Raw genomic sequence first — 21,076 nt, 5'->3', positions numbered from 1 at the left:
AGGCAGCAGCATGCGTCCGGCAAGGGCGGCGAGCACCGGCCGTGCTAGAATCGCCGCCTCCGCGCAGCGCCCATCGCCCCCCCTCCCGAGCCCTTCCACGATGATGAAGAAGACAGCATTCGAACAAACCCTCGAAAAGACGATCTTCTGGAGCCGCTGGCTGCAGGCGCCGCTCTACCTCGGCCTGATCGTCGCCCAGTGCGTGTATGTTTACCTGTTCATGGTCGAGTTGTCGCACCTCGTCGGCGACATCTTCAAAACCGGCCACGTCGAAGAGACCACGATCATGCTCGTGGTCCTCGGCCTGATCGACGTGGTGATGATCGCCAACCTGCTGATCATGGTCATCATCGGCGGCTACGAGACCTTCGTCTCGCCGCTCGACCTCGAAGGCCACCCCGACCAGCCCGAGTGGCTCTCCCACGTCAATGCGGGCGTGCTCAAGATCAAGCTGTCGACGGCGATCATCGGCATCTCGTCGATCCACCTCCTGAAGACCTTCATCAACGCCGAGAACATGAGCGAGCATGCGATCCAGTGGCAGGTGATCATCCACGTCGTCTTCCTCTTGTCGGCGATGGCGATGGTCTGGGTCGACAGGATGATGACGCAGACGCTGCTGCTCTCCAAGGACCACCACTGAGGCGCGAACTCCGGCGCCGGACATCTCAACGCAGGAAAATCCCATGACCGTCATCCGCCAGCAAGACTTCATCGACAGCATCGCCGATGCCTTCCAGTACATCAGCTGCTACCACCCGCTCGACTACCTGCAGGCGCTCGCCAAGGCCTTCGAGCGTGAGGAAAGCCCTGCCGCGAAGGACGCGATCGCACAGATCCTGACCAACAGCCGCCTGTGCGCCGAGGGCCGCCGGCCGATCTGCCAGGACACGGGGATCGCCGTCGTCTTCCTCAAGGTCGGCATGAACGTGCAGTGGGACGCGACGCTGTCGGTGCAGGAGATGGTCGACGAAGGCGTGCGCCGTGCCTACATGAACCCGGACAACCCGCTGCGCGCCTCGGTGCTGCTCGACCCGGCCGGCAGCCGCAAGAACTCGAAGGACAACACGCCGGCGATCGTCCATTTCGAGGTGGTCCCCGGCGACCACGTCGAGGTGATCTGCGCGGCCAAGGGCGGCGGCTCCGAGAACAAGTCGAAGTTCGTCGCGCTCAATCCGTCCGACTCGATCGTCGACTGGGTGATCAAGACCGTCCCGCAGATGGGTGCCGGCTGGTGTCCGCCCGGCATCCTCGGCATCGGCATCGGCGGCACGCCCGAGAAGGCGATGCTGCTGGCCAAGGAGTCGCTGATGGCGCCGGTCGACATCCACGAACTGGTCGCCAGGAAACAGGCGGGCGAACAGCTCAGCCGCGTCGAGGAACTCCGGCTCGAACTCTACGAGAAGGTCAACGCGCTCGGCATCGGCGCGCAGGGACTCGGTGGTCTGACCACGGTCCTCGACGTGAAGATCATGGATTACCCGACGCACGCCGCCAGCCTGCCCGTGGCGATGATCCCGAACTGCGCGGCGACCCGCCACGTGCATTTCCACCTCGACGGCAGCGGCCCGGCCAGGCTCGAACCGCCGGCGCTGTCCGAATGGCCGCAGGTGAACTGGGTTCCCGACCTGGAGACCGCCAAGCGCATCGACCTCGACACGCTGACACCCGAGGAAGTCGCCTCATGGACGCCGGGACAGACGCTGCTCCTGAACGGCAAGCTCCTCACCGGCCGTGACGCTGCACACAAGCGCATCCAGGACATGCTGGCCCGCGGCGAGAAACTGCCGGTCGACTTCACCAACCGCGTCATCTACTACGTCGGCCCGGTCGACCCGGTGCGCGACGAGGCGGTCGGCCCGGCCGGCCCGACCACGGCGACGCGCATGGACAAGTTCACCGAGATGATGCTCGACAAGACCGGCCTGATCTCGATGGTCGGCAAGGCCGAACGCGGCCCGGCGGCGATCGAGGCGATCAGGAAGCACCGTTCGGCCTACCTGATGGCCGTCGGCGGCGCCGCCTACCTGGTCGCCAAGGCGATCAAGGCAGCCAGGGTGGTCGGCTTCGCCGACCTCGGCATGGAAGCGATCTACGAGTTCGAGGTCAAGGACATGCCGGTCACCGTCGCCGTCGACGCCAACGGCAGCTCGGTGCACGAGACCGGCCCGCGCGCGTGGCAGGAAAAGATCGCGCAGGCGAAGATCGGCAACATCCCGGTGGTCGCCGCCTGAGGCTCGGGCTGAAGCAGCGGGAGCGGCGGCAGCCGCGCATGTCCATGCCTGGCGGGGCCTTCGCGGCGGCTGTCGCGGCCGCCGCTCCCCCCCTTCCCCAATCATCATGATCGGCGTCTTCGACAGCGGCCTGGGTGGACTCTCGGTACTCGCGGCGATCGCGCGTGCGCTGCCCGCCGCCGACCTCTGCTACCTCGCCGACAGCGCCAACGTTCCCTACGGCGAACGCGACGATGCATTCATCCGCGGTCGCGCGCTGGCGATCAGCCAGTACCTCGTAGGGCGCGGCTGCTCGCTGATCGTCGTCGCCTGCAACACGGCGACGGTCGCCGCGGTCGCCGCCTGCCGCGAGCACTTCCCGGAGGTGCCGGTGGTCGGCATCGAGCCCGGAATCAAGCCGGCGGCCGCCAGCTCGGCGCGCCGGCACATCGCCGTCCTCGCCACCCCGGCGACCGCACGCAGCGAGCGCTTGGCACAGTTGATCGAGGATCACGCCACCGGTGTCCGCGTCGACGTCGAACCCTGCCCGGGCTGGGCGACGCGGGTGGAAACCCTGCAGCTCGACCACCCGGACTTCGTCGCCGAAGCGCGTGCGCGCATCGAACCCCTGCTCGCCGCCGGCGCGGACCGCATCGTCCTCGGCTGCACCCACTACGCCTTCCTCGCGCCGACCCTGAACACGCTGATCGATGGCCGTGCCGAACTCGTCGACGTCGCCGACGCGGTCGCGCGCCAGTGCGTGCGCCTCGCCGGCAGCGAGGCGCAGGGTGACGGTCGCCTCGAACTCTTCGCCAGCGCGCACCCGGAACAGCTGCAGGCGGCGCTGCCGACACTCGGGCTCGACTGGCTCGCGCGGCGCATGTCGAGGCCGGCCCAGGAGGTCCGCGTCTGAGCCGCGCAGCAACGGCGCCTGGAATGCGTCCCCGATGAAATCTCCCCCGCTCCCGTCAATTCCCGATCAACGTTCAGCGCAAGTCGCCGTCATCGGCGGCGGTCCGGCCGGGCTGATGGCGGCCGAGGTGCTCGCCGGCAGCGGCCTGTCGGTCGCCGTCTTCGACGCGATGCCGTCGCTCGGGCGCAAGTTCCTGCAGGCGGGCGTCGGCGGGCTGAACATCACGCACGGCGAGGATCACGAATCCTTCTGCAGCCGCTACGGCGCGCGCCGGGCGGAGCTGCAGCCCTGGCTCGACGCGTTTCCGCCACAGGCGCTGCGCGAGTGGGTGCACGGGCTCGGCGTCGACACCTTCGTCGGCAGTTCCGGGCGCGTCTTCCCGAAGGAGATGAAGGCGGCACCGCTGCTGCGCGCGTGGCTGCAGCGGCTGCGCGCGGCCGGCGTGCACTTCCACGTCCGCCACCGCTGGCTCGGCTGGAACCTTGCAACGGGCGCCTTGCGCTTCGCGACGCCCGACGGCGAATTCTCGCTGCAGCCGCAGGCGACCTTGCTCGCGCTCGGCGGCGCCAGCTGGCCACGGCTCGGTTCGGATGGCGCCTGGGTGCCCTGGCTCGAACAGCGCGGCGTCGACATCGCCCCCTGGCAGCCGGCCAACTGCGGCTTCGAGGTGGCGTGGAGTGCCTACCTGCGCGAGAAATTTGCCGGCGCACCGCTGAAGTCGGTGGCGCTCAGCTTCACCGACGCCGAGGGAAACACGGAGACGCGGCAGGGCGAACTGACGATCAGCGCACGCGGGGTCGAGGGCAGCCTGATCTACGCCTTCGCGCAGCGCCTGCGCGAGGCGGTGAATGCCCGCGGCAGCGCCAGCTTCACGCTCGACCTGGCACCGGGTCGCAGCGCCGAACGGGTGCTGGCCGAGGTCATGCACCCGCGCGGCTCGCGCTCGCTGGCCAGCCACCTCGCCAGCCGCGTCGGCATCGCCGGCGTAAAGCTCGCGCTGCTCCACGAGGTGCTCGGCAAGGCGCGGATCAACGACGCGCCGACGCTGGCGGCGACGATCAAGGCCCTGCCGATCACCGTGAATGCGCCGCGCCCGCTCGCCGAGGCAATCAGCAGTGCCGGCGGCGTGCGCTTCGCGGCGCTCGACCAGCACCTGATGCTGAAGGCGCTGCCCGGCGTCTTCTGCGCCGGCGAGATGCTCGACTGGGAGGCGCCGACCGGCGGCTACCTGCTCACTGCCTGCTTCGCCAGCGGCCGTGCGGCCGGCGCAGGGATTGCCGCCTGGCTGCGCGCCGGCGCGGGCGAGGCGCCGGCGCCGGGGAGCGCGGAATGAAGCTACCGATGACGCGGACAATGCAGGCGGCCAGCCGCCACGACTACGCGGCCTGGGTGCTCGCCGGACTGGCGATGCTGCTGGTGATCTCGACGCAGCTCTTGCCGGCGCTGCTCGCCGGCCTGCTGGTGCACGAGATGGTGCGCGTGCTGGCGCCGATCTTCGCGCGCCACCTGCCCGTCGGTAGCGGCAAGGGGCTGGCGGTCGGGCTGGTATCGCTGCTCGTGATCGCCGCGGTGAGCGGGCTCGCCTTCGCCGTCTTCGTGCTGATGCACCGCGAAGGAAGCAGCCTCTCGGCGCTGCTCTCGCGCATGGCCGACATCATCGAGGAGTCGCGCTCGTCCTTGCCGGACTGGCTCGGCTGGCTGGGGAGTGCGCTGCCGGAAAACGCTGCCGAGTTGCGCGAGGACATCATCGCCTGGCTGCGCGAGCACGCCGCCGACCTGCGCCGCGTCGGTGGCGAAACGGGTCGCCTGATCGCGCAGCTCTTGATCGGGATGATCATCGGCGGTCTGGTTTCGCTGCGCGAGGTGGTCGACGGCGAGAAGGTCGGCCCGCTCGCGCGCGCGCTCGGCGAACGCGCGGCGCGCCTCGGTGACGCCTTCCGCCGCATCGTTTTCGCGCAGGTCCGCATCTCGGCGATCAACACCGTGCTCACCGGCATCTATCTGGCGCTGCTGCTGCCAATGCTCGGGGTCGAGCTGCCGCTCGTCAAGACGCTGATCGTCGTCACCTTCGTCGCCGGCCTGCTGCCGGTGGTCGGCAACATCATCTCGAATACGGTGATCGTCACCGTCAGCTTCGCCAATTCGCCACTGGTGGCGGTCGGCTCGCTGCTCTTCCTCGTCGTCATCCACAAGCTCGAATACTTCCTCAACGCGCGCATCGTCGGCACGCAGATCAGGGCGCGCGCCTGGGAACTGCTGAGCGCGATGCTGGTGATGGAAAGCGTCTTCGGCATCCCCGGACTGGTCGCCGCGCCGATCTGCTACGCCTGGCTGAAGGACGAGCTCGCGAGTCGCGGCCTGATCTGAAGCGCCGCATCGTCGCGACCGGCGCGAGCGCGGCGGCGCCGGCAAATTCCGCCGGCGAGCCAGTCCTGCTATAGTTCGGCCTCGCTGCGCCCCGGCGCCACCCTTTGCCCGCCGACCCCTCACGAGGGTCGGCATCAGGCCATTCCCCGCCCAGACCTTCATGAATTCGCTGCCCTACCCGCCCGAACTGCTGCGCGACATCGCGCGCCGGCGCACCTTCGCCATCATCTCCCACCCCGACGCGGGCAAGACGACACTGACCGAGAAGCTCCTGCTCTTCGGCGGCGCGATCCAGCTCGCCGGTACCGTCAAGGCGCGCAAGAGCGCGCGTCACGCCACCTCCGACTGGATGGAAGTCGAGAAGCAGCGCGGCATCTCGGTCACCAGCTCGGTGATGCAGTTCGAGTACCGGGACCACGTCGTCAACCTGCTCGACACGCCGGGTCACGAGGACTTCTCGGAAGACACCTACCGCGTGCTGACCGCGGTCGACGCGGCGGTGATGGTGATCGACGCGGCCAAGGGCGTCGAGGCGCAGACGATCAAGCTCCTCGAAGTCTGCCGCATGCGCAACACGCCGATCATCACCTTCGTGAACAAGTTCGACCGCGAGGTGCGCGAGCCCTTCGACCTGCTCGAGGAGATCGAGTCGGTGCTCGGCATCGAGTGCGCGCCGATCACCTGGCCGATCGGCATGGGCAAGACCTTCCGCGGCGTCTACCACCTGCAGGAAGACTCGCTGTTGCGCTTCTCGCCCGGCGAGGAGCGCCGCGTCGAGGCGGAGAAGCTCGACGGCATCGACAACCCGCTGCTCGACGCGCAGTTCCCGCTCGAGGTCGGCAAGCTGCGCGAGGACGTCGAACTCCTGCGCGACGCGAGCAGCCCGTTCAGCCTGGTCGACTTCCTCGCCGGCCAGCAGACGCCGGTATTCTTCGGCTCGGGCATCAACAACTTCGGCGTCCAGGAAATCCTGCAGGCGCTGCTCGACTGGGCGCCGGCGCCGCTGGCGCGCGACGGCGGCAAGCGCGAGGTGCAACCGGCCGAAGCGGCGTTCTCCGGCTTCGTCTTCAAGATCCAGGCCAACATGGACCCGCGCCACCGCGACCGCATCGCCTTCTTCCGCGTCTGCTCGGGCCGCTATTCGTCGGGGATGAAGGTGAAGCACGTTCGCCTCGACCGCGAGATCAAGCTCGCCAACGCGCTGACCTTCATGGCCAACGAGCGCGTGCTGATGGAGGACGCGGTCGCCGGCGACATCATCGGCATCCACAACCACGGCCAGCTGCACATCGGCGACACGCTGACCGAGGGCGAGGCGCTGGGCTTCAAGGGCATCCCCTACTTCTCGCCCGAACTGTTCCGCCAGGCGCGGCTGCGCGATCCGCTGAAGAGCAAGCAGTTGCAGAAGGGCCTGCAGGAACTCGGCGAGGAAGGCGCGATCCAGGTCTTCGAGAACCTCGCCACCGGCGCGCTGCTGCTCGGCGCGATCGGGCAGCTGCAGTTCGAAGTCGTCGCCGAGCGCCTGCGCAGCGAGTACAAGGTCGACGCGATCTTCGAGCCGGCCGACATCTACTCGGCACGCTGGCTGACCTTCCCCGACGAGACGACGCGGCGCAACTTCGAGCGCGAGCAGCAGCACCGCATGGGCCGCGACGTCGACGGCAACCTCGTCTATCTCGCCAGCACGCGCTACAACCTCGACGTCACCCGCGAGAAATGGACCAAGGTCGGCTTCCATGCCTCCCGCGAGCACGGCGAAGTACTGCGCTGAAACCGATCTTCCTGAATGCGCAGCGAGACTGCAGCCATGCGCAATCCGTGACCGTGTACCGGCGCGCGCCCTCACGCCTTCACCAGCGGACGCGCCTTGAGCCTGCGCTGCTGTTGAGCTGCTCCCCTCCCTCCTGCTGACGCTCGCCACCCGAACGGGCGCAGAGGGAGACGCCACTGCTGCTGAACTTGCGCTTTTGCGTCAAGGGCTGCAGCGCCTCGCCGGTTTCGGCAATGCAAGAATTCGCTGGCCCCGCATAATGCCACGTGCTTTAATGCGGGGCATGCGAAGTGAAAATCAAGAACTCGGGCTTAGAATCGCGATAGTCGAGGATCATGCCGATTTGCGTAATCTGCTCGTCAACTTCCTCTCCGGCATGGGGCATATCGTCATCGGTTTTGCCCTGGCCGACGAGTTCTACGATTATCTGGCCTGCACGACACCAGACCTCCTGGTACTCGACCTCAAGTTGCCGGGTGAGGACGGCTACAACATCGCGAAGCGGATGCGTACCACCCACCCTGATACCTACATCCTCATGCTGACCGCCCATGCCAATGCGGAAGAGCGGATTCGGGGCTACGTCAGCGGTGCCGACATCTACCTGAGCAAACCTGTCTCGGAACCTGAACTGGCGCTCGTCGTCAACAACATCAGGCGTAGGCTCGGCCACGCGCGCGGGCATGCCGTGCCGCCGGCGTCAAAACCGCATGCCCCGAGCTTCCCGGGCCAGCAGGCGCGCTGACGCCGAGTCTTGCGACGAGTCTGGGGATGTCGAGTTAGTGCAGCAACTCACGGCGATCGGAGGGCCCGGCATCTGCGCAAACGGCTGCTTCAGCCAAAGGGCGGGCAACTGGCCGGTTGCCAGAGCCCGTCACGACCGGAACGGATTCGAGGATTCATCGTCAGCGGGTTTCTTCGACACAAATACGGCACCGCCGGACTTCATCCATAAGGAATAACCATATTTCATTATCTTCATGCATTTCCGAAAACAGGGAAATATTCCCGGCGATTCATGTTTCTTCGCGCGTGACGCATAGCCTACCCGGAATGCAAGAAACAGCTGGCGAATCGGAAAATCATGACCCGTCCGAGCTCGACTCCTGCCATCCGGACGATCAGGCGAGACGATGGATGGCCAATGTGCAGCAAATTCACCGGACAATTGGGCGCGTTTCTCGATTTCTCCCGCCGGCAAAAAGGCAGACCTGAAAATACCTGCCTGCAGTTAAAAAAATACCGGACAGCGCTGATTGTCCGGTTTCTTGTCTGGATTTATCTTCATCGAAATCAGAAAGTTGGCGCTTTTCTGGAATCACAGGCGGATGATTCGCCGGGCGCGGCTGAACATGCCAAAAACAAGTTATTCATCATAAACAAACAACGTGGAGATATCGGCTGAATCACCTGATCATCAATGTCGGACATATATACCCTGACGCAAGCAACACTATCCGACCTCGCCGTCTGCCGCACCTGAAAATGCCTTTGGACTAGCATCAAAACATACTTTCCGATACCCGTGGAAAGCGGGCAGTCTGCAGCATGATGAACGCTTCGACCGGCACACATTGACAGGCTAAACATTCCCGCGTTGATATGGCACCATATTATGTCGGCGTGCGCCCCATACGCCGGGCCACGACTCAAGGAACACAGACGATGAAATCACGACTCACCGCCATTGCTCTCCTGTTTGCCACCGCGAGTGCCTTCGCCGGTTCGAGCTACGACTCGGTCAACGCGGAGGCAACGCGTCTCTTTCGTGCGGGCGACTACCCGCGTGCCACCGCGCTGGTCGAGGAAGCCCTGGCCATTTCGGAAAGGGAAAGCGGCCCGGGCAGCACGCAGACCGCGAAGGCGCTGAACAATCTGGCGGCGCTCTATCACCAGCAGGGGCAGAGCGCGCGGGCCGTTCCCCTGTATCGCCGGAGCATCGCGATCCTGGAGAGGGAGTTGGGAGCGGAGCACGCCGCCGTCGCGATCGGGCTCAACAACCTGGCGATGCTGTACAAGAACCTGGGCCAGTACGACGAGGCTGCGCCGCTCTATCGCCGCAGCCTGGCCATCCGGGAAAAGACGCTCGGCCCCGAGCACCTCGATGTCGCCGTCAGCCTCAACAATCTGGCCCAGCTGTATCGGGCACGCGGGCAGATCGCCGAAGCGAAGCCGCTCTACGAGCGCAGCCTGGAGATTCTCGACCGGAACCTCGGCAAGGACCATCCGAGCACGCTGGCCGTCAGGGAAAACCTGGCGGCGATGTATGCCGACCAGGGCGACCGACCGGAAATCCTGGCGCAACTGGATCGGCAGGACTTGCCGGCGGGACTGCCGACCGCCCGGGAGCAGGCTGCACTGACGGCAGCACCGACGGCAGCGCCTGCGCTACGCGCTGCGCCTCCCTTGTCCGCGGGCTCGCTCACGCCAGCCGGCGCTGCTGCGCCGAGTGCAGGCGGGAGGCCGGCTACGCTCATGGCAACTGCGCCGACGCCGGCAACGCCTCCCGTCACCAGCCAGGCGACAAGCCCGGCAGCGGGCAGTGCGCTCGATGCACGGATCGCCGCTTCCGGCGACTGGGTGCAGCGGACCCCGGGCGGGCACTATTTCATCCAGTTGTGGGCGAATCGCGCCGACCAGCGGACAGCTGCCGAAGACAAGCTCGACGAAGCCCTGGCCCTGCTCGACCCCGAGCAGGTGCGCGCCTATCGCTCGGCGCTCAGCGGTCGCGATCGCATCGGCATCATCTACGGCGACTTCGCCGACCGGGCAAGTGCCGCCGCCGCGCTGGCGCAATTGCCGGTGGCCCTGCGCAAGAGCCGCCCCACGCTGCGTCAGGTGCACCAGCTGCGCGGTGATCGCCAGACCGATCCCGTCGTGGTACCGGAAACACCACCCGCGGCCCGGCTTGCATCTGCCGCTGCCGCGAACGCCGGAACCGCAGCGGTACCTGCCGCGCCCGAGCCGTCGGGCGCTGCCGGCGACACGCTCGATTCCCTGATCGCCGCATCGGCCGGGTGGATCAGGGAAGCGCCGGGCGAGCACTGCTTCATCCAGTTGTGGTCGAACGACGCCCGGCAGCGCCCGGCGGCAGAAGCCCGGCTCGCCGAGGTCCTCGCTGCGCTCGATCCGCAACAGGTGCGGGCCTATCGTTCGCGTCTGAGCGGACGCGAGCGCATCGGCATCATCTATGGCGACTATCCGGACAGGGCAGCAGCCGCGGCGGCGATGGCGCAGTTGCCCGCCACCCTCGCCAACCCTCGCCCGTACGTACGCGCGGTCGCCAAGTTGCGCTAGCACGGAGCGCCGCGCGCGTGATCGGCGCCGGCACGCACCCGTGCCGGCAGCACCGCCCCTCGAAAATTCAAAAATCATATTTACATTGTCATTTCCGCAATCTAAGATCATGTGCAGGTGAGCCCTTCCGGCAGTCCGGGTGGAAGCCCCATCGCCGCGAAGGAAGCGCCCTGACTTCGGCTCATCCCTGATCTCGATCAATCGATCGGCATCCGCCCGGTGGCCGACTTGCACGCATCGTCTACGAGGGAAATGTCATGAGTGAACATGGTTACCGGTCCCTGGCGAGGGAGATGGCGCATATCTACCGGACAGCGCAGGCCAACGCGGATGGCGAGCGGAGCATGGTGGCGCCGTGCCCGGAACTGGCGGACAAGCTGAAGAAGGAACTGGCGCAGATGCGCGGCAAGGCCAAGGAATTCCTGTCCTCCTTCCAGCTGCGCGCCTCCGAGCCTCGTCATGACGGCTTCAACGACGGAACGATCTTTCCACCGGAGGATTTCCCGCTCGGTGCCTCGCCGAGCATGATCCGCGGCGCCGCCGCCGAGCGTGCGCCGCTGCGCGGGGTCGTGCGCGTGATCGTTGTACTGGTGGACTTTTCCGACAAGCCGATGGTGCAGACGGCGGCGCATTTCAATCAGCTGTTCTTCTCGACCGGCGTCATCCCGACCAGGAGCGTGCGCGAGTATTACAGCGAGGTCAGCCGCGGCCTCGTGGATATCCAGGGCCAGGTGGTCGGTCCCTTCCGCATGCCGCAGACGCTGGCCCAGTACGCCCACGGTGCCTCGGGCATCGGCGGCGCCCAGCCCAACGCGCAGACGATGGCACGCGATGCCTTGCTGGCCGCCAATGCCAGCGTGAATTTCGGCCTGTACGACAACGACGGCAACGGCTACGTCGATGCCTTCATCGTCGTGCATGCGGGATCGGGGGCGGAGGTAACCGGCAGTGCCGGTGACATCTGGTCGCACAAGTGGAATATCGCCGGTGGCGCGATGAACATCGATGGCACCAAGGTCTATTCCTACCTGACCGTTCCGGAAGACTCGAAGATCGGCGTCTGCTGCCACGAACTGGGGCACCTGCTGTTCGGCTTCCCCGATCTCTACGACACCGACTACACCTCCGAAGGCATCGGCAACTGGTGCCTGATGGCGGGCGGCAGCTGGGGTGGCGGCGGCAATACACCCGCACACCCCTCGGCCTGGTGCAAGGTGAACCAGGGCTGGGCCAGTGTGATCAACGTGACCAGCAACGGGGCCAGGAACATCGCCGACGTGAAGGACTCGGGAACGGTCTATCGCCTGTGGAAGGACGGTGCCGCGAGCAGCGAATACTTCCTGGTCGAGAACCGCCAGAAGACGGGCTTCGATGCCTCGCTGCCGGCGGGCGGGCTGCTGATCTGGCACATCGACGACAGCGTCGCCAACAACACCAACGAGGCGCACTACAAGGTGGCGCTGGAGCAGGCCGACGGCAAGCGCGACATGGAACTCGACCACAACCGCGGCGACGCGGGCGACCCGTATCCGGGTTCGAGCAACAACACCACCTTCAACAGCGCCTCGACGCCGAACTCCAAGTCCTACGCAGGCGCCGACACCTGCGTGGCGGTGACCGGCATCGGCGCCTCCGGGCCGGTGATGAGTGCCAACCTGCGCGTCAAGTGCGTCGTCAAGGTGAAGGAGATCAAGGAGGTCAAGAAGGAGTTCCAGAAGGAACTCAAGGAGCTGAAGAAGGATGTTGCGATCGACAAGCCACTTCACGACAAGCTGACCGACAAGAAGCCCGACAAGCTCACCGACAAGCTGACCGACGGCAAGCTCGTCGACAAACCCGGCGGCGGCCTGCGCTCCACGACGCAGGGTTCGCTGGAGGCGCGCGTCGCGCACATCGAGTCCCTGCTGCTCGGCGGCGAGGCAGCGCAGCCCTTCATCTCCGGCGACCTGCGTCCGGACCTGTCGGCAAGCGCCTATTCCGGCGAGGAGGTCGAGGCGGATGCCGGCTGCTGCGAGGCTTCCGCGAAGCGCCTGCTCGATCGTCCTGCCGGCGGCTGATGCCTGCGGAACCTGCCGATGACCCCGTCCGGCAGCGAGCGTGTAGCCCTCATCCTGGGCGAGCCCGACGAGCCGATGTGCGCGCTGGTCGGGCTTGCCCTGCGTCGACGGGACTGCCGCGTCGTCCAGGCGAGCGCGGCTGATCTGGCCCTGGCGCATTGGCATCACTCGCCGCACGACGAGGGCACGCGCATCGTCCTGCCCGATGGCGTCGAGCTCGACGACCGGCGCATCGGGGTCGTGCTCAACCGGCTGAACGGGCCGCAACTGCCCCAGTTCGCGCAGGCGACGGCAGCAGACCGCGACTACGCCCTGGCCGAATTCGGTGCCCTGCTCGCCAGCTGGCTGAATGGCCTGGCGGTGCAGGAGGTGCTGGTCGCCAACCCGCCGGCGGACGACAACCCCTGGGCGTCGGCGCGCCATCCCCTCGGCTGGCATGCGCTGGCAGCGGCGCATGGCCTGCCGGTGGGTGATTTTTGCGTGGTTTCATCGCTACGCGGTGGCGCCTGCAGCGGCCTCGAACGGGTCGGCGGCAGCCCCTACCCGCGCGGCAGCGACCTCGCCGGCTGGTACCGGCCGGCGCCGGCAGGAAGCGAGCTGCACTGGCTGTGGGTGCTCGGCGAGCAATCGCTCGGGCGGCTGGAGGAAGGGGTGGCAGCAGCGTGTCCGGCCTTCGTGCGTGCCCTGGGCCTGCACTACGCGGCGCTGGGCTTCATGGACACCGCGGCAGGGCTGCGCCTGGTCGAGCTCGATCCCTGTCCCGCACTCGACGACGATGAACTCGCCGAGCGCTGCGCCGCCTGGTTGCATGGGGCACTGACACCATGAACGGGGCGCTGCTGGTCTGTGGCGTCGCCAGCGAGTCCCCGCTGGCTATGGTCATCGCCGCAGCCGAACGCCTGGACGTCGACTGCCTGGTCATCGACCAGCGCCAGCTGGCCCACCAGGACATCGAAGTCGGACTCAGTCGCGGTCGCCTGTTCGCGCGCTGGTGGAGCGGCAGCGTCAGCGTTGACCTTTCCCGCCATGCCGGCGCCTACTCGCGGCTGATGCCGGCCAGCCTGCTGCGCGATCCACCGCTCGATCCGCGCGGCGTCCTGCATCACCATTACTTCGTCGATGCGCTCAACGCCTGGCTGGAGGTGGCGCCGCTGCGGGTGGCCAACCGCATGGCACCGGGGATGTCCAACGCGTCGAAGCCGTGGCAGGAGCAACTGATCCGCAAGGCCGGTTTCGCGACCCCGGTATCGCTGCTGAGCAACGATCCGGAAGCCGTGCGCGCTTTCGCCCGCCGCCACGGTCGGGTGGTGTTCAAGTCGGCCAGCGGCGTGCGTTCGATCGTGACGACGCTGGACGGGATCCATGCTGCGCAACTGGAGCGCGTGCGCGCGCTGCCGACACTGTTCCAGGCCTTCGTTCCGGGGGTGAACTACCGCGTGCATGTGGTCGGCCAGCGCGTCTTCTGCACGCGGGTGGCGTCGGAGGCCACCGACTACCGCTACGCCGGCCACGAGGGTGTCGAGGCCGAGATGCGCGCCGACCGCCTGCCGCCGGAAATCGCCCGCCGCTGCGTGGCGCTGGCGGCCGGAATGGAGCTGGAGCTGGCGGGGATCGACCTCAAGCGCACCCCGGGCGGCGAATACGTCTGCTTCGAAGTGAACCCATCACCGGCGTACACCTGTTTCGATCGCGAATCGGCAGAAGGCGTGGCCGATTCGCTGGTAACCCATCTTGCCGGAGGACCCAATCGTGGAAGTCATCGAAAACGCCACCCAGCTGAAAGCCCGCCTGCTTGAAAGCAGCGCCGACCCGGCCCGGCCCGGCTGGTTGCGCGTCTCCGTCGAGGTGCGGGAGAGCAGCAGCTTGCGCGATCTCCCCAGCCTCGTGCATGCGGGCGCCGGCGATACCCTCGTCGTCCTCGCCTCACCCGCCGACCGCGCGAGCATCGATGCCCTGCAGCCCGGTGCCGACATTGCACTGGACGTCCGCCTGCGCGCTCCCGGCGTGTATACAGCTGTACCGGGGAGCATCGGACAGCCCGGGGAGGAACTTCAGCGCGGAAAAGCTCGCTGAGGAGGCACGCGGCTGCCGGACGTAAAAAAACCCGCACGGGGCGGGTTGGCCGGTCTTTCCGGACTGCTGCGGAGTGGTGGGTGCTGACGGGATCGAACCGCCGACATCCAGCTTGTAAGGCTAGCGCTCTACCAACTGAGCTAAGCACCCCCGCTGCTGCGAAACGCCGCGCATTCTAACGCATCCGCGAGCGTTTCACCAGTTCGGCAGCCCATCGTTTACTCGTTCCCGTGCGGGAGCCGCACGGGAACGGATCTACGATCAGTGGGTGACCAGCGCAGCGGCCGGCTCGGCCGCTGCCGGCACGACGGGAACGGCAGCCTCGGCGACGGGTTCCGGCGCACGCTCGAGCGCGTGCGCGAGCACCTCGTCGATCCAGCGCACCGGCACGATCTCGATCTTGCCCTTGATGCTGTCGGGGATCTCGGCCAGGTCCTTGACGTTCTCGTGCGGGATCAGTGCCTTGCGCAGGCCACCGCGCACCGCGGCGAGCAGCTTCTCCTTGAGACCGCCGATCGCCAGCACCTCGCCGCGTAGCGTGATCTCGCCGGTCATCGCCACGTCGCAACGCACAGGAATGCCGGTCAGCACCGAGACGAGGCCCGTGCAGATGGCGATGCCGGCCGACGGACCATCCTTGGGGATCGCGCCTTCGGGCAGGTGGATGTGGATGTCGCTCTTCTGGTAGAAGTCGTCGGCGATGCCGAGCGACTTCCCGCGCTTGCGCACCACCGACAGCGCGGCCTGGATCGACTCCTGCATCACCTCGCCGAGCTTGCCGGTGGTCGTCGTCTTGCCCTTGCCGGGCAGCACCACCGACTCGATGGTCAGCAGTTCGCCGCCGACCTCGGTCCAGGCGAGACCGGTGACCTGGCCGACCTGATTCTCCTTCTCGGCGATCCCGAAGCTGTAGCGACGGACACCGAGGAACTTGTCGAGGTTGCGCGCGGTGACGGCGACCTTGGTCTGGCTCTTCTTCAGGAGCAGCGTCTTCACCACCTTGCGGCAGATCTTCGACAGCTCGCGTTCGAGCGAGCGCACGCCGGCTTCGCGCGTGTAGTAGCGCAGGATGTCCCTGAGCGCGCTCTCGGCGACGGTGAGCTCGGTCTTCTTGAGACCGTTGTTCTTCATCTGCTTCGGCAGCAGGTAGCGCTGCGCGATGCTGACCTTCTCGTCCTCCGTGTAGCCCGAGAGGCGGATCACTTCCATGCGATCGAGCAGCGGCGCCGGGATGTTCAGCGTGTTGGCGGTGGCCACGAACATCACTTCGGAGAGGTCGTACTCGACCTCGACGTAGTGGTCGACGAAGGTCGAGTTCTGCTCGGGGTCGAGCACTTCGAGCAACGCCGAGCTCGGGTCGCCGCGGAAGTCGAGGCCCATCTTGTCGACCTCGTCGAGCAGGAAGAGCGGGTTCTTGACCGCAACCTTGCTCATGTTCTGCAGGATCTTGCCCGGCATCGAACCGATGTAGGTACGGCGGTGGCCGCGGATCTCGGCCTCGTCGCGCACGCCGCCGAGGCTCATGCGCACGAACTTGCGGTTGGTCGCGCGCGCGATCGACTGGCCGAGCGAGGTCTTGCCGACGCCGGGAGGTCCGACCAGGCAGAGGATCGGCGCCTTCAGGCGGTCGACGCGCTGCTGCACCGCGAGGTATTCGAGGATGCGTTCCTTGACCTTCTCCAGCCCCCAGTGGTCCTTGTCGAGCACCTTCTGCGCTTCGCCGAGGTCCTTGCTGATGCGCGTCTTCTTGCGCCAGGGCAGGCCGGTCAGCGTCTCGATGAAGTTGCGCACGACGGTGGCCTCGGCCGACATCGGCGACATCAGGCGCAGCTTCTTCAGCTCCGCCTGCGCCTTCGCCGTCGCTTCCTTGCTCATCCCGGCTTCGTTGATCTTCTTGTCGAGTTCCTCGAGGTCGGCGCCGTCCTCGCCCTCGCCGAGTTCCTTCTGGATCGCCTTGACCTGCTCGTTCAGGTAGTACTCGCGCTGCGTCTTCTCCATCTGCCGCTTGACGCGGCCCCGGATGCGCTTCTCGACCTGCAGGATGTCGATCTCGCTTTCGAGCTGCGCCAGGAGGCGCTCGATGCGCACGCGGATGTCGAACAGCTCGAGCACTTCCTGCTTCTGTTCGAGCTTCAGCGGCAGGTGCGCGACGATGGTGTCGGCGAGCTGGCCCGCGTCGCCGATCCCGGCGATCGAACTCAGGATCTCCTGCGGGATCTTCTTGTTGAGCTTGACGTACTGATCGAACTGGGCGATCACCGCACGGCGCAGCGCCTCGACCTCGTACTCGGCGCCGTCTTCGGCCTCGACCGGCAGCGCGCCGGCGAAGAACACGTCGGTGCGCACCTCGACCGACTTGATCACCGCACGCTGCGTGCCTTCGACGAGGACCTTGACCGTTCCGTCGGGCAGCTTGAGCATCTGCAGGATGTTGGCGACGCAACCGACATCGTACAGATCCTCGACCTCGGGCTCGTCCTTGGCGGCGGATTTCTGCGCAACGAGCAGGATGCTCTTGTTCGACTCCATCGCGACCTCGAGCGCCTTGATCGACTTCGGACGACCGACGAAGAGGGGGATCACCATGTGCGGGAAGACCACCACGTCGCGCAGCGGCAACAGCGGCAGGTCGACGAGCTCGGCAGGGAGAAGGGAGTGGGATGACATCAGGGCGCCTTACAAAATGAACGTCGATGCTCCCAGATGGGGGCATCGACGAAGATAACAAGCTGCGGAAGAAATGAAGCGGCGCTGCTTCAGTCGCTCCGGATCAGTTCGACCCGGACACCTTCGGCTGGTCCGCATAGATCAGGAGCGGCTTCACGTCGCCGTTGATCGTGTTGTCGTCGATGACGAGCTTTAGGACATTCTCCATCCCCGGAAGTTCGTACATCGAGTCGAGCAGCACCGATTCGAGGATCGAGCGCAGCCCGCGCGCGCCGGTCTTGCGTTCGAGCGCCTTCTTCGCGATCGCGACCAGTGCCGCCGGCCTCACCTCGAGTTCGACGCCCTCCATCGCGAACAGCTTCTGGTACTGCTTGATCAGCGCGTTCTTCGGCTCGATCAGGATCTGCACCAGCGCGTCTTCCGACAGTTCCTCGAGCGTCGCCACGACCGGCAGCCGGCCGATCAGCTCGGGGATGAGGCCGAACTTGATCAGGTCTTCGGGCTCGACGCCGCGCAGGAGTTCGCCGCTCGCCTTGCGGTCGTCCTTGCTCTTCACCTGCGCGCCGAAACCGATGCCGCCCTTCTCGGAGCGGTTGCGGATGACCTTCTCCAGCCCGTCGAAGGCGCCACCGCAGATGAACAGGATGTTGGTCGTATCGACCTGGACGAAATCCTGGTTCGGATGCTTGCGCCCGCCCTGCGGCGGCACCGAAGCCACCGTGCCTTCGATCAGCTTGAGCAGGGCCTGCTGCACGCCCTCGCCGGAAACGTCGCGGGTGATCGACGGGTTGTCCGACTTGCGGGAGATCTTGTCGATCTCGTCGATATAGACGATCCCGTGCTGCGCCTTCTCGACGTCGTAGTCGCACTTCTGCAGGAGCTTCTGGATGATGTTCTCGACGTCCTCGCCGACGTAGCCGGCTTCGGTAAGCGTCGTCGCATCGGCCATGACGAAGGGCACGTTGAGCAGGCGCGCCAGCGTCTGCGCAAGCAGGGTCTTGCCCGAGCCGGTCGGGCCGATGAGCAGGATGTTGCTCTTGGCGAGTTCGACGTCGTCGGTCGGCAGGCCCTGGTGGCGCAGGCGCTTGTAGTGGTTATAAACCGCCACCGACAGGATGCGCTTGGCCTGCTCCTGGCCGATCACGTACTGGTCGAGGATCGCGCAGATTTCCTTGGGGATCGGCAGGTCGCTGCGCAGCCCCTTGCCGCCGTTCTCGCCGGCGATCTCGTCGCGCACGATGTCGTTGCACAGATCGATGCACTCGTCACAGATGAACACCGACGGTCCGGCGATGAGCTTCTTCACCTCATGCTGGCTTTTGCCGCAGAACGAGCAGTAGAGCAGTTTGTCGCTGCCGCTTTTCTTGTCCGCCATGTTCTCCCATTCCTCCTTCTAAATGCGCCGGCGCAGCGACGGCGCTCAGGCCGCCTGCCGGGTGTGCAGCACCTTGTCGATCAGGCCGTAGTCGGCCGCTTCCTGCGCCGACAGGAAGTTGTCGCGATCGGTGTCGCGTTCGATGCGCTCGACCGGCTGGCCCGTGTGCAGGGCCATGATGTCGTTGAGCTTGGCGCGCAAGGAGAGGATCTCCTTGGCATGGATGGCGATGTCGGACGCCTGCCCCTGGAAGCCGCCCATCGGCTGGTGGATCATCACGCGCGAGTTGGGCAGGGCGAAGCGCTTGCCCTTGGCGCCGGCGGCGAGCAGGAAAGCGCCCATCGAAGCGGCCTGCCCGAGGCACAGCGTGGACACGTCGGGCTTGATGAACTGCATCGTGTCGTAGATCGACAGGCCGGCGGTCACCGAGCCGCCGGGCGAGTTGATGTAGAAGAAGATGTCCTTGTCGGGATTCTCCGCTTCCAGGAACAGGAGCTGCGCCACCACCAGGTTGGCGGTGACGTCGTTGACCGGACCGACGAGAAAGACCACCCGCTCGCGCAGGAGGCGCGAGTAGATGTCGTAGGCGCGCTCGCCGCGACCGCTCTGCTCGATGACCATCGGCACCATGCCGAGCATTTGCGGCTCAAAGCTTCCTTCGTACGTGCTCATTCCTTCTCCTCTGTTTGGATTCAGACAGTCGGTCCGTGTCTTGCGGCCGGCAATCAGCCCTGGCGACCCATCAGCTCGTCGAACGAGATCGGCTTGTCGGTGACCTGAATCTTGCCGAGCGCCCACTCGACGGCAGCAGCTTCGATTGCCACCGACTCGATTTCGGCGAGGCGGTCGGGCTGGCCGTAGTACCACTGCACCACTTCGTCCGGGTTTTCGTAGCTCTGCGCGGCCTCGTCGACCAGCGCACGCACGGCGGCGGGGTCGGCGCGCAGTTCCTGCTCACGGATGATCTCGGCCAGGATCAGGCCGAGCTGGATGCGGCGCGTCGCCTGTGCGGTGAACCACTCGGGCTGCACCGGGAAATCGTCGCCCTTGAGGCCGCGCTGCTGCATTTCCGCACGCGCCTGCTTGACCAGACGATCGACCTCACCGTCGACCAGCGCCTGCGGTGCCTGCACCGGCGTCGTCTGGAGCAGTACGTCGAGGACCTGCTCCTTCTCGCGGCCACGCAGGCGGCGCGTCACTTCGCGACGCAGGTTGCCTTCGATCTCGCTGCGCATGCGCTCCAGGTCGCCGTCGGCGACGCCGAGCGAACGCGCGAAGTCGGCGTCGACTTCCGGCAGCACGGGCGCCGAAACCTTCTTCACCGTCACTTCGAAGCTGACCGTCTGGCCGGCCAGGTCGGCGGCGCCGTAGTCGGCCGGGAAGGCGAGGTCGAAGGTCTTCGACTCGCCAGCCTTGAGGCCGATGATCGCCGTCTCGAAGTCGGGCAGCATCATGCCGCGACCGAGGACGAAGCCGTAGTCGGTCGCCTGGCCACCGGCGAACGGTTCGCCGTCCTTGCGGCCGAGGAAGTCGACGACGACCTGGTCGCCGGACGCGGCGGCACGGTCGGCTTCTTCGTAGCGGACGCGCTGCTGGCGCAGGACTTCGATCGTGTTATCGACTTCAGCCGGGGTGACTTCGAAGACGGCGCGCTCGATCGACGACGACGACAGGTCGCCGATCTTGACCTCGGGATAGACCTCGAAAACGGCCGCAAATTCGAGATGTGTCTTGCTTTCGCTTTGCTTCGGCTCGATGCGCGGGTAGCCGGCGATGCGCAGCTTCTGTGACTGCAGCGCCTCGCCGAGCGCGCGGTCGAGCGCATCGGTCAGCGCTTCCTGGCGCGCCTGGTCGCCGTACTGGCGCTCGACCATGGCCTTCGGTGCCTTGCCGGGACGGAAACCCGCCACCTTGAGCTTGCGACCGAGGCTGTGCAGACGCTTCTCGACATCCTGCTCGAATTCCGCCAAAGCCACCGACAGGTCGATACGCCGCTCCAGCGGATTCACCGCGGGCTGGTCGGTTACAGGAGTGTTTTCGGCGGTCGTTTCCATTGAAAATCCTTAGTGATGCGGACAATGAGAGAAGAGTAGAATTCAGACATTCTGGTGCGAGAGAAGGGACTCGAACCCCCACGCCTTGCGGCGCTGGAACCTAAATCCAGTGCGTCTACCAATTTCGCCACTCTCGCGGACGGCCTGCGATTCTAACCGAGATCGCCCTATACTGTCAGCCGCGACGCTTGCACGCACGCCGGCGTGGTCTTCGTGCGTTCCCGCCGCGGCCAAGTGCCGGGCCCGCGGCATTCACCCGCCCTCGCCTCAACTCCATTGTCATCAAAAC

At 66.2% G+C, this 21,076-nt stretch carries 17 protein-coding genes and 2 tRNA genes; 13 read left to right on the top strand and 6 right to left on the bottom strand.

Annotation, left to right across the window (positions count from 1 at the left end):
* Positions 1–103: 103 nt before the first annotated feature.
* From CCR84_RS12480 to CCR84_RS12420, 13 genes are all read left to right on the top strand, one after another.
* Entirely contained in the window at positions 104–643 is a 540-nt protein-coding gene (locus tag CCR84_RS12480) for a TIGR00645 family protein (protein ID WP_242508709.1), read from the top strand.
* Between the two features lie 43 nt (positions 644–686).
* Positions 687–2,234, top strand: coding sequence for a fumarate hydratase (locus tag CCR84_RS12475; protein ID WP_201212745.1), 1,548 nt, complete (start codon positions 687–689; stop codon positions 2,232–2,234).
* A 106-nt stretch (positions 2,235–2,340) separates the two neighbouring features.
* Positions 2,341–3,126, top strand: coding sequence for a glutamate racemase (gene murI, locus CCR84_RS12470; RefSeq protein WP_201212743.1), 786 nt, complete (start codon positions 2,341–2,343; stop codon positions 3,124–3,126).
* Between the two features lie 34 nt (positions 3,127–3,160).
* Entirely contained in the window at positions 3,161–4,459 is a 1,299-nt protein-coding gene (locus CCR84_RS12465; protein ID WP_201212741.1) for a TIGR03862 family flavoprotein, read from the top strand.
* 8 nt (positions 4,460–4,467) lie between these two features.
* Positions 4,468–5,493 (top strand): AI-2E family transporter, encoded by a 1,026-nt coding sequence (locus CCR84_RS12460; RefSeq protein WP_201212739.1) that lies wholly within the window; start codon positions 4,468–4,470, stop codon positions 5,491–5,493.
* 160 nt (positions 5,494–5,653) lie between these two features.
* Positions 5,654–7,264, top strand: coding sequence for a peptide chain release factor 3 (locus CCR84_RS12455; protein ID WP_201212737.1), 1,611 nt, complete (start codon positions 5,654–5,656; stop codon positions 7,262–7,264).
* 283 nt (positions 7,265–7,547) lie between these two features.
* Entirely contained in the window at positions 7,548–8,009 is a 462-nt protein-coding gene (locus CCR84_RS12450) for a response regulator transcription factor (RefSeq protein WP_201212735.1), read from the top strand.
* A 399-nt stretch (positions 8,010–8,408) separates the two neighbouring features.
* Complete coding sequence (locus tag CCR84_RS12445; RefSeq protein WP_201212733.1) at positions 8,409–8,669, top strand: hypothetical protein; 261 nt, start codon at positions 8,409–8,411, stop codon at positions 8,667–8,669.
* Positions 8,670–8,929: 260 nt separating this feature from the next.
* Positions 8,930–10,561: a tetratricopeptide repeat protein gene (locus CCR84_RS12440; RefSeq protein WP_201212731.1), complete on the top strand. Its 1,632-nt coding sequence runs from the start codon at positions 8,930–8,932 to the stop codon at positions 10,559–10,561.
* Positions 10,562–10,818: 257 nt separating this feature from the next.
* Positions 10,819–12,618 (top strand): M6 family metalloprotease domain-containing protein, encoded by a 1,800-nt coding sequence (locus CCR84_RS12435; RefSeq protein ID WP_201212729.1) that lies wholly within the window; start codon positions 10,819–10,821, stop codon positions 12,616–12,618.
* Positions 12,619–12,636: 18 nt separating this feature from the next.
* Entirely contained in the window at positions 12,637–13,446 is an 810-nt protein-coding gene (locus CCR84_RS12430) for a hypothetical protein (protein ID WP_201212727.1), read from the top strand.
* A complete protein-coding gene (locus tag CCR84_RS12425; protein ID WP_201212726.1) occupies positions 13,443–14,414 on the top strand; it encodes an ATP-grasp domain-containing protein in 972 nt (323 codons plus the stop codon). Before CCR84_RS12430 ends, CCR84_RS12425 begins: the two co-directional genes overlap by 4 nt.
* Positions 14,368–14,691 (top strand): hypothetical protein, encoded by a 324-nt coding sequence (locus CCR84_RS12420; RefSeq protein WP_201212724.1) that lies wholly within the window; start codon positions 14,368–14,370, stop codon positions 14,689–14,691. Before CCR84_RS12425 ends, CCR84_RS12420 begins: the two co-directional genes overlap by 47 nt.
* A gap of 74 nt (positions 14,692–14,765) precedes the next feature.
* Here the strand turns inward: CCR84_RS12420 and CCR84_RS12415 are convergent.
* The 6 genes from CCR84_RS12415 to CCR84_RS12390 form a co-directional block, all read right to left on the bottom strand.
* Positions 14,766–14,841, bottom strand: a tRNA-Val gene (locus CCR84_RS12415).
* Positions 14,842–14,952: 111 nt separating this feature from the next.
* Positions 14,953–17,358 carry an endopeptidase La gene (lon, locus tag CCR84_RS12410; protein WP_201212722.1) on the bottom strand — a complete coding sequence of 802 codons (2,406 nt, stop codon included), beginning with the start codon at positions 17,356–17,358 and terminating at the stop codon, positions 14,953–14,955.
* Positions 17,359–17,461: 103 nt separating this feature from the next.
* Positions 17,462–18,733 (bottom strand): ATP-dependent Clp protease ATP-binding subunit ClpX, encoded by a 1,272-nt coding sequence (clpX, locus tag CCR84_RS12405; RefSeq protein ID WP_201212720.1) that lies wholly within the window; start codon positions 18,731–18,733, stop codon positions 17,462–17,464.
* 45 nt (positions 18,734–18,778) lie between these two features.
* Positions 18,779–19,405 carry an ATP-dependent Clp endopeptidase proteolytic subunit ClpP gene (clpP, locus tag CCR84_RS12400; protein ID WP_274610819.1) on the bottom strand — a complete coding sequence of 209 codons (627 nt, stop codon included), beginning with the start codon at positions 19,403–19,405 and terminating at the stop codon, positions 18,779–18,781.
* 53 nt (positions 19,406–19,458) lie between these two features.
* On the bottom strand, positions 19,459–20,787 hold the full coding sequence (tig, locus tag CCR84_RS12395) for a trigger factor (protein ID WP_201212718.1): 1,329 nt from the start codon (positions 20,785–20,787) through the stop codon (positions 19,459–19,461).
* A gap of 52 nt (positions 20,788–20,839) precedes the next feature.
* Positions 20,840–20,924: transfer RNA gene (locus CCR84_RS12390), tRNA-Leu, on the bottom strand.
* Positions 20,925–21,076 lie beyond the last annotated feature (152 nt).

This window comes from Rhodocyclus purpureus, from assembly GCF_016653115.1.
In the GTDB taxonomy this organism is placed as follows: domain Bacteria; phylum Pseudomonadota; class Gammaproteobacteria; order Burkholderiales; family Rhodocyclaceae; genus Rhodocyclus; species Rhodocyclus purpureus.
The sequence above is the reverse complement of the archived record's forward strand: the minus strand, read 5'-3'. Positions and strand labels throughout refer to the sequence as shown.

Bases quoted from the DNA above. Each gene is read 5' to 3' on its own strand.
- CCR84_RS12430 (WP_201212727.1), top strand. From the start codon at position 12,637: ATGACCCCGTCCGGCAGCGAGCGTGTAGCCCTCATCCTGGGCGAGCCC.
- CCR84_RS12480 (WP_242508709.1), top strand. From the start codon at position 104: ATGAAGAAGACAGCATTCGAACAAACCCTCGAAAAGACGATCTTCTGG.
- CCR84_RS12435 (WP_201212729.1), top strand. From the start codon at position 10,819: ATGAGTGAACATGGTTACCGGTCCCTGGCGAGGGAGATGGCGCATATC.
- clpP (WP_274610819.1), bottom strand. From the start codon at position 19,405: ATGAGCACGTACGAAGGAAGCTTTGAGCCGCAAATGCTCGGCATGGTG.
- lon (WP_201212722.1), bottom strand. From the start codon at position 17,358: ATGTCATCCCACTCCCTTCTCCCTGCCGAGCTCGTCGACCTGCCGCTG.
- CCR84_RS12440 (WP_201212731.1), top strand. From the start codon at position 8,930: ATGAAATCACGACTCACCGCCATTGCTCTCCTGTTTGCCACCGCGAGT.
- CCR84_RS12475 (WP_201212745.1), top strand. From the start codon at position 687: ATGACCGTCATCCGCCAGCAAGACTTCATCGACAGCATCGCCGATGCC.
- murI (WP_201212743.1), top strand. From the start codon at position 2,341: ATGATCGGCGTCTTCGACAGCGGCCTGGGTGGACTCTCGGTACTCGCG.
- CCR84_RS12460 (WP_201212739.1), top strand. From the start codon at position 4,468: ATGACGCGGACAATGCAGGCGGCCAGCCGCCACGACTACGCGGCCTGG.
- CCR84_RS12445 (WP_201212733.1), top strand. From the start codon at position 8,409: ATGTGCAGCAAATTCACCGGACAATTGGGCGCGTTTCTCGATTTCTCC.
- CCR84_RS12465 (WP_201212741.1), top strand. From the start codon at position 3,161: ATGAAATCTCCCCCGCTCCCGTCAATTCCCGATCAACGTTCAGCGCAA.
- CCR84_RS12455 (WP_201212737.1), top strand. From the start codon at position 5,654: ATGAATTCGCTGCCCTACCCGCCCGAACTGCTGCGCGACATCGCGCGC.
- CCR84_RS12425 (WP_201212726.1), top strand. From the start codon at position 13,443: ATGAACGGGGCGCTGCTGGTCTGTGGCGTCGCCAGCGAGTCCCCGCTG.
- clpX (WP_201212720.1), bottom strand. From the start codon at position 18,733: ATGGCGGACAAGAAAAGCGGCAGCGACAAACTGCTCTACTGCTCGTTC.
- CCR84_RS12450 (WP_201212735.1), top strand. From the start codon at position 7,548: ATGCGAAGTGAAAATCAAGAACTCGGGCTTAGAATCGCGATAGTCGAG.
- tig (WP_201212718.1), bottom strand. From the start codon at position 20,787: ATGGAAACGACCGCCGAAAACACTCCTGTAACCGACCAGCCCGCGGTG.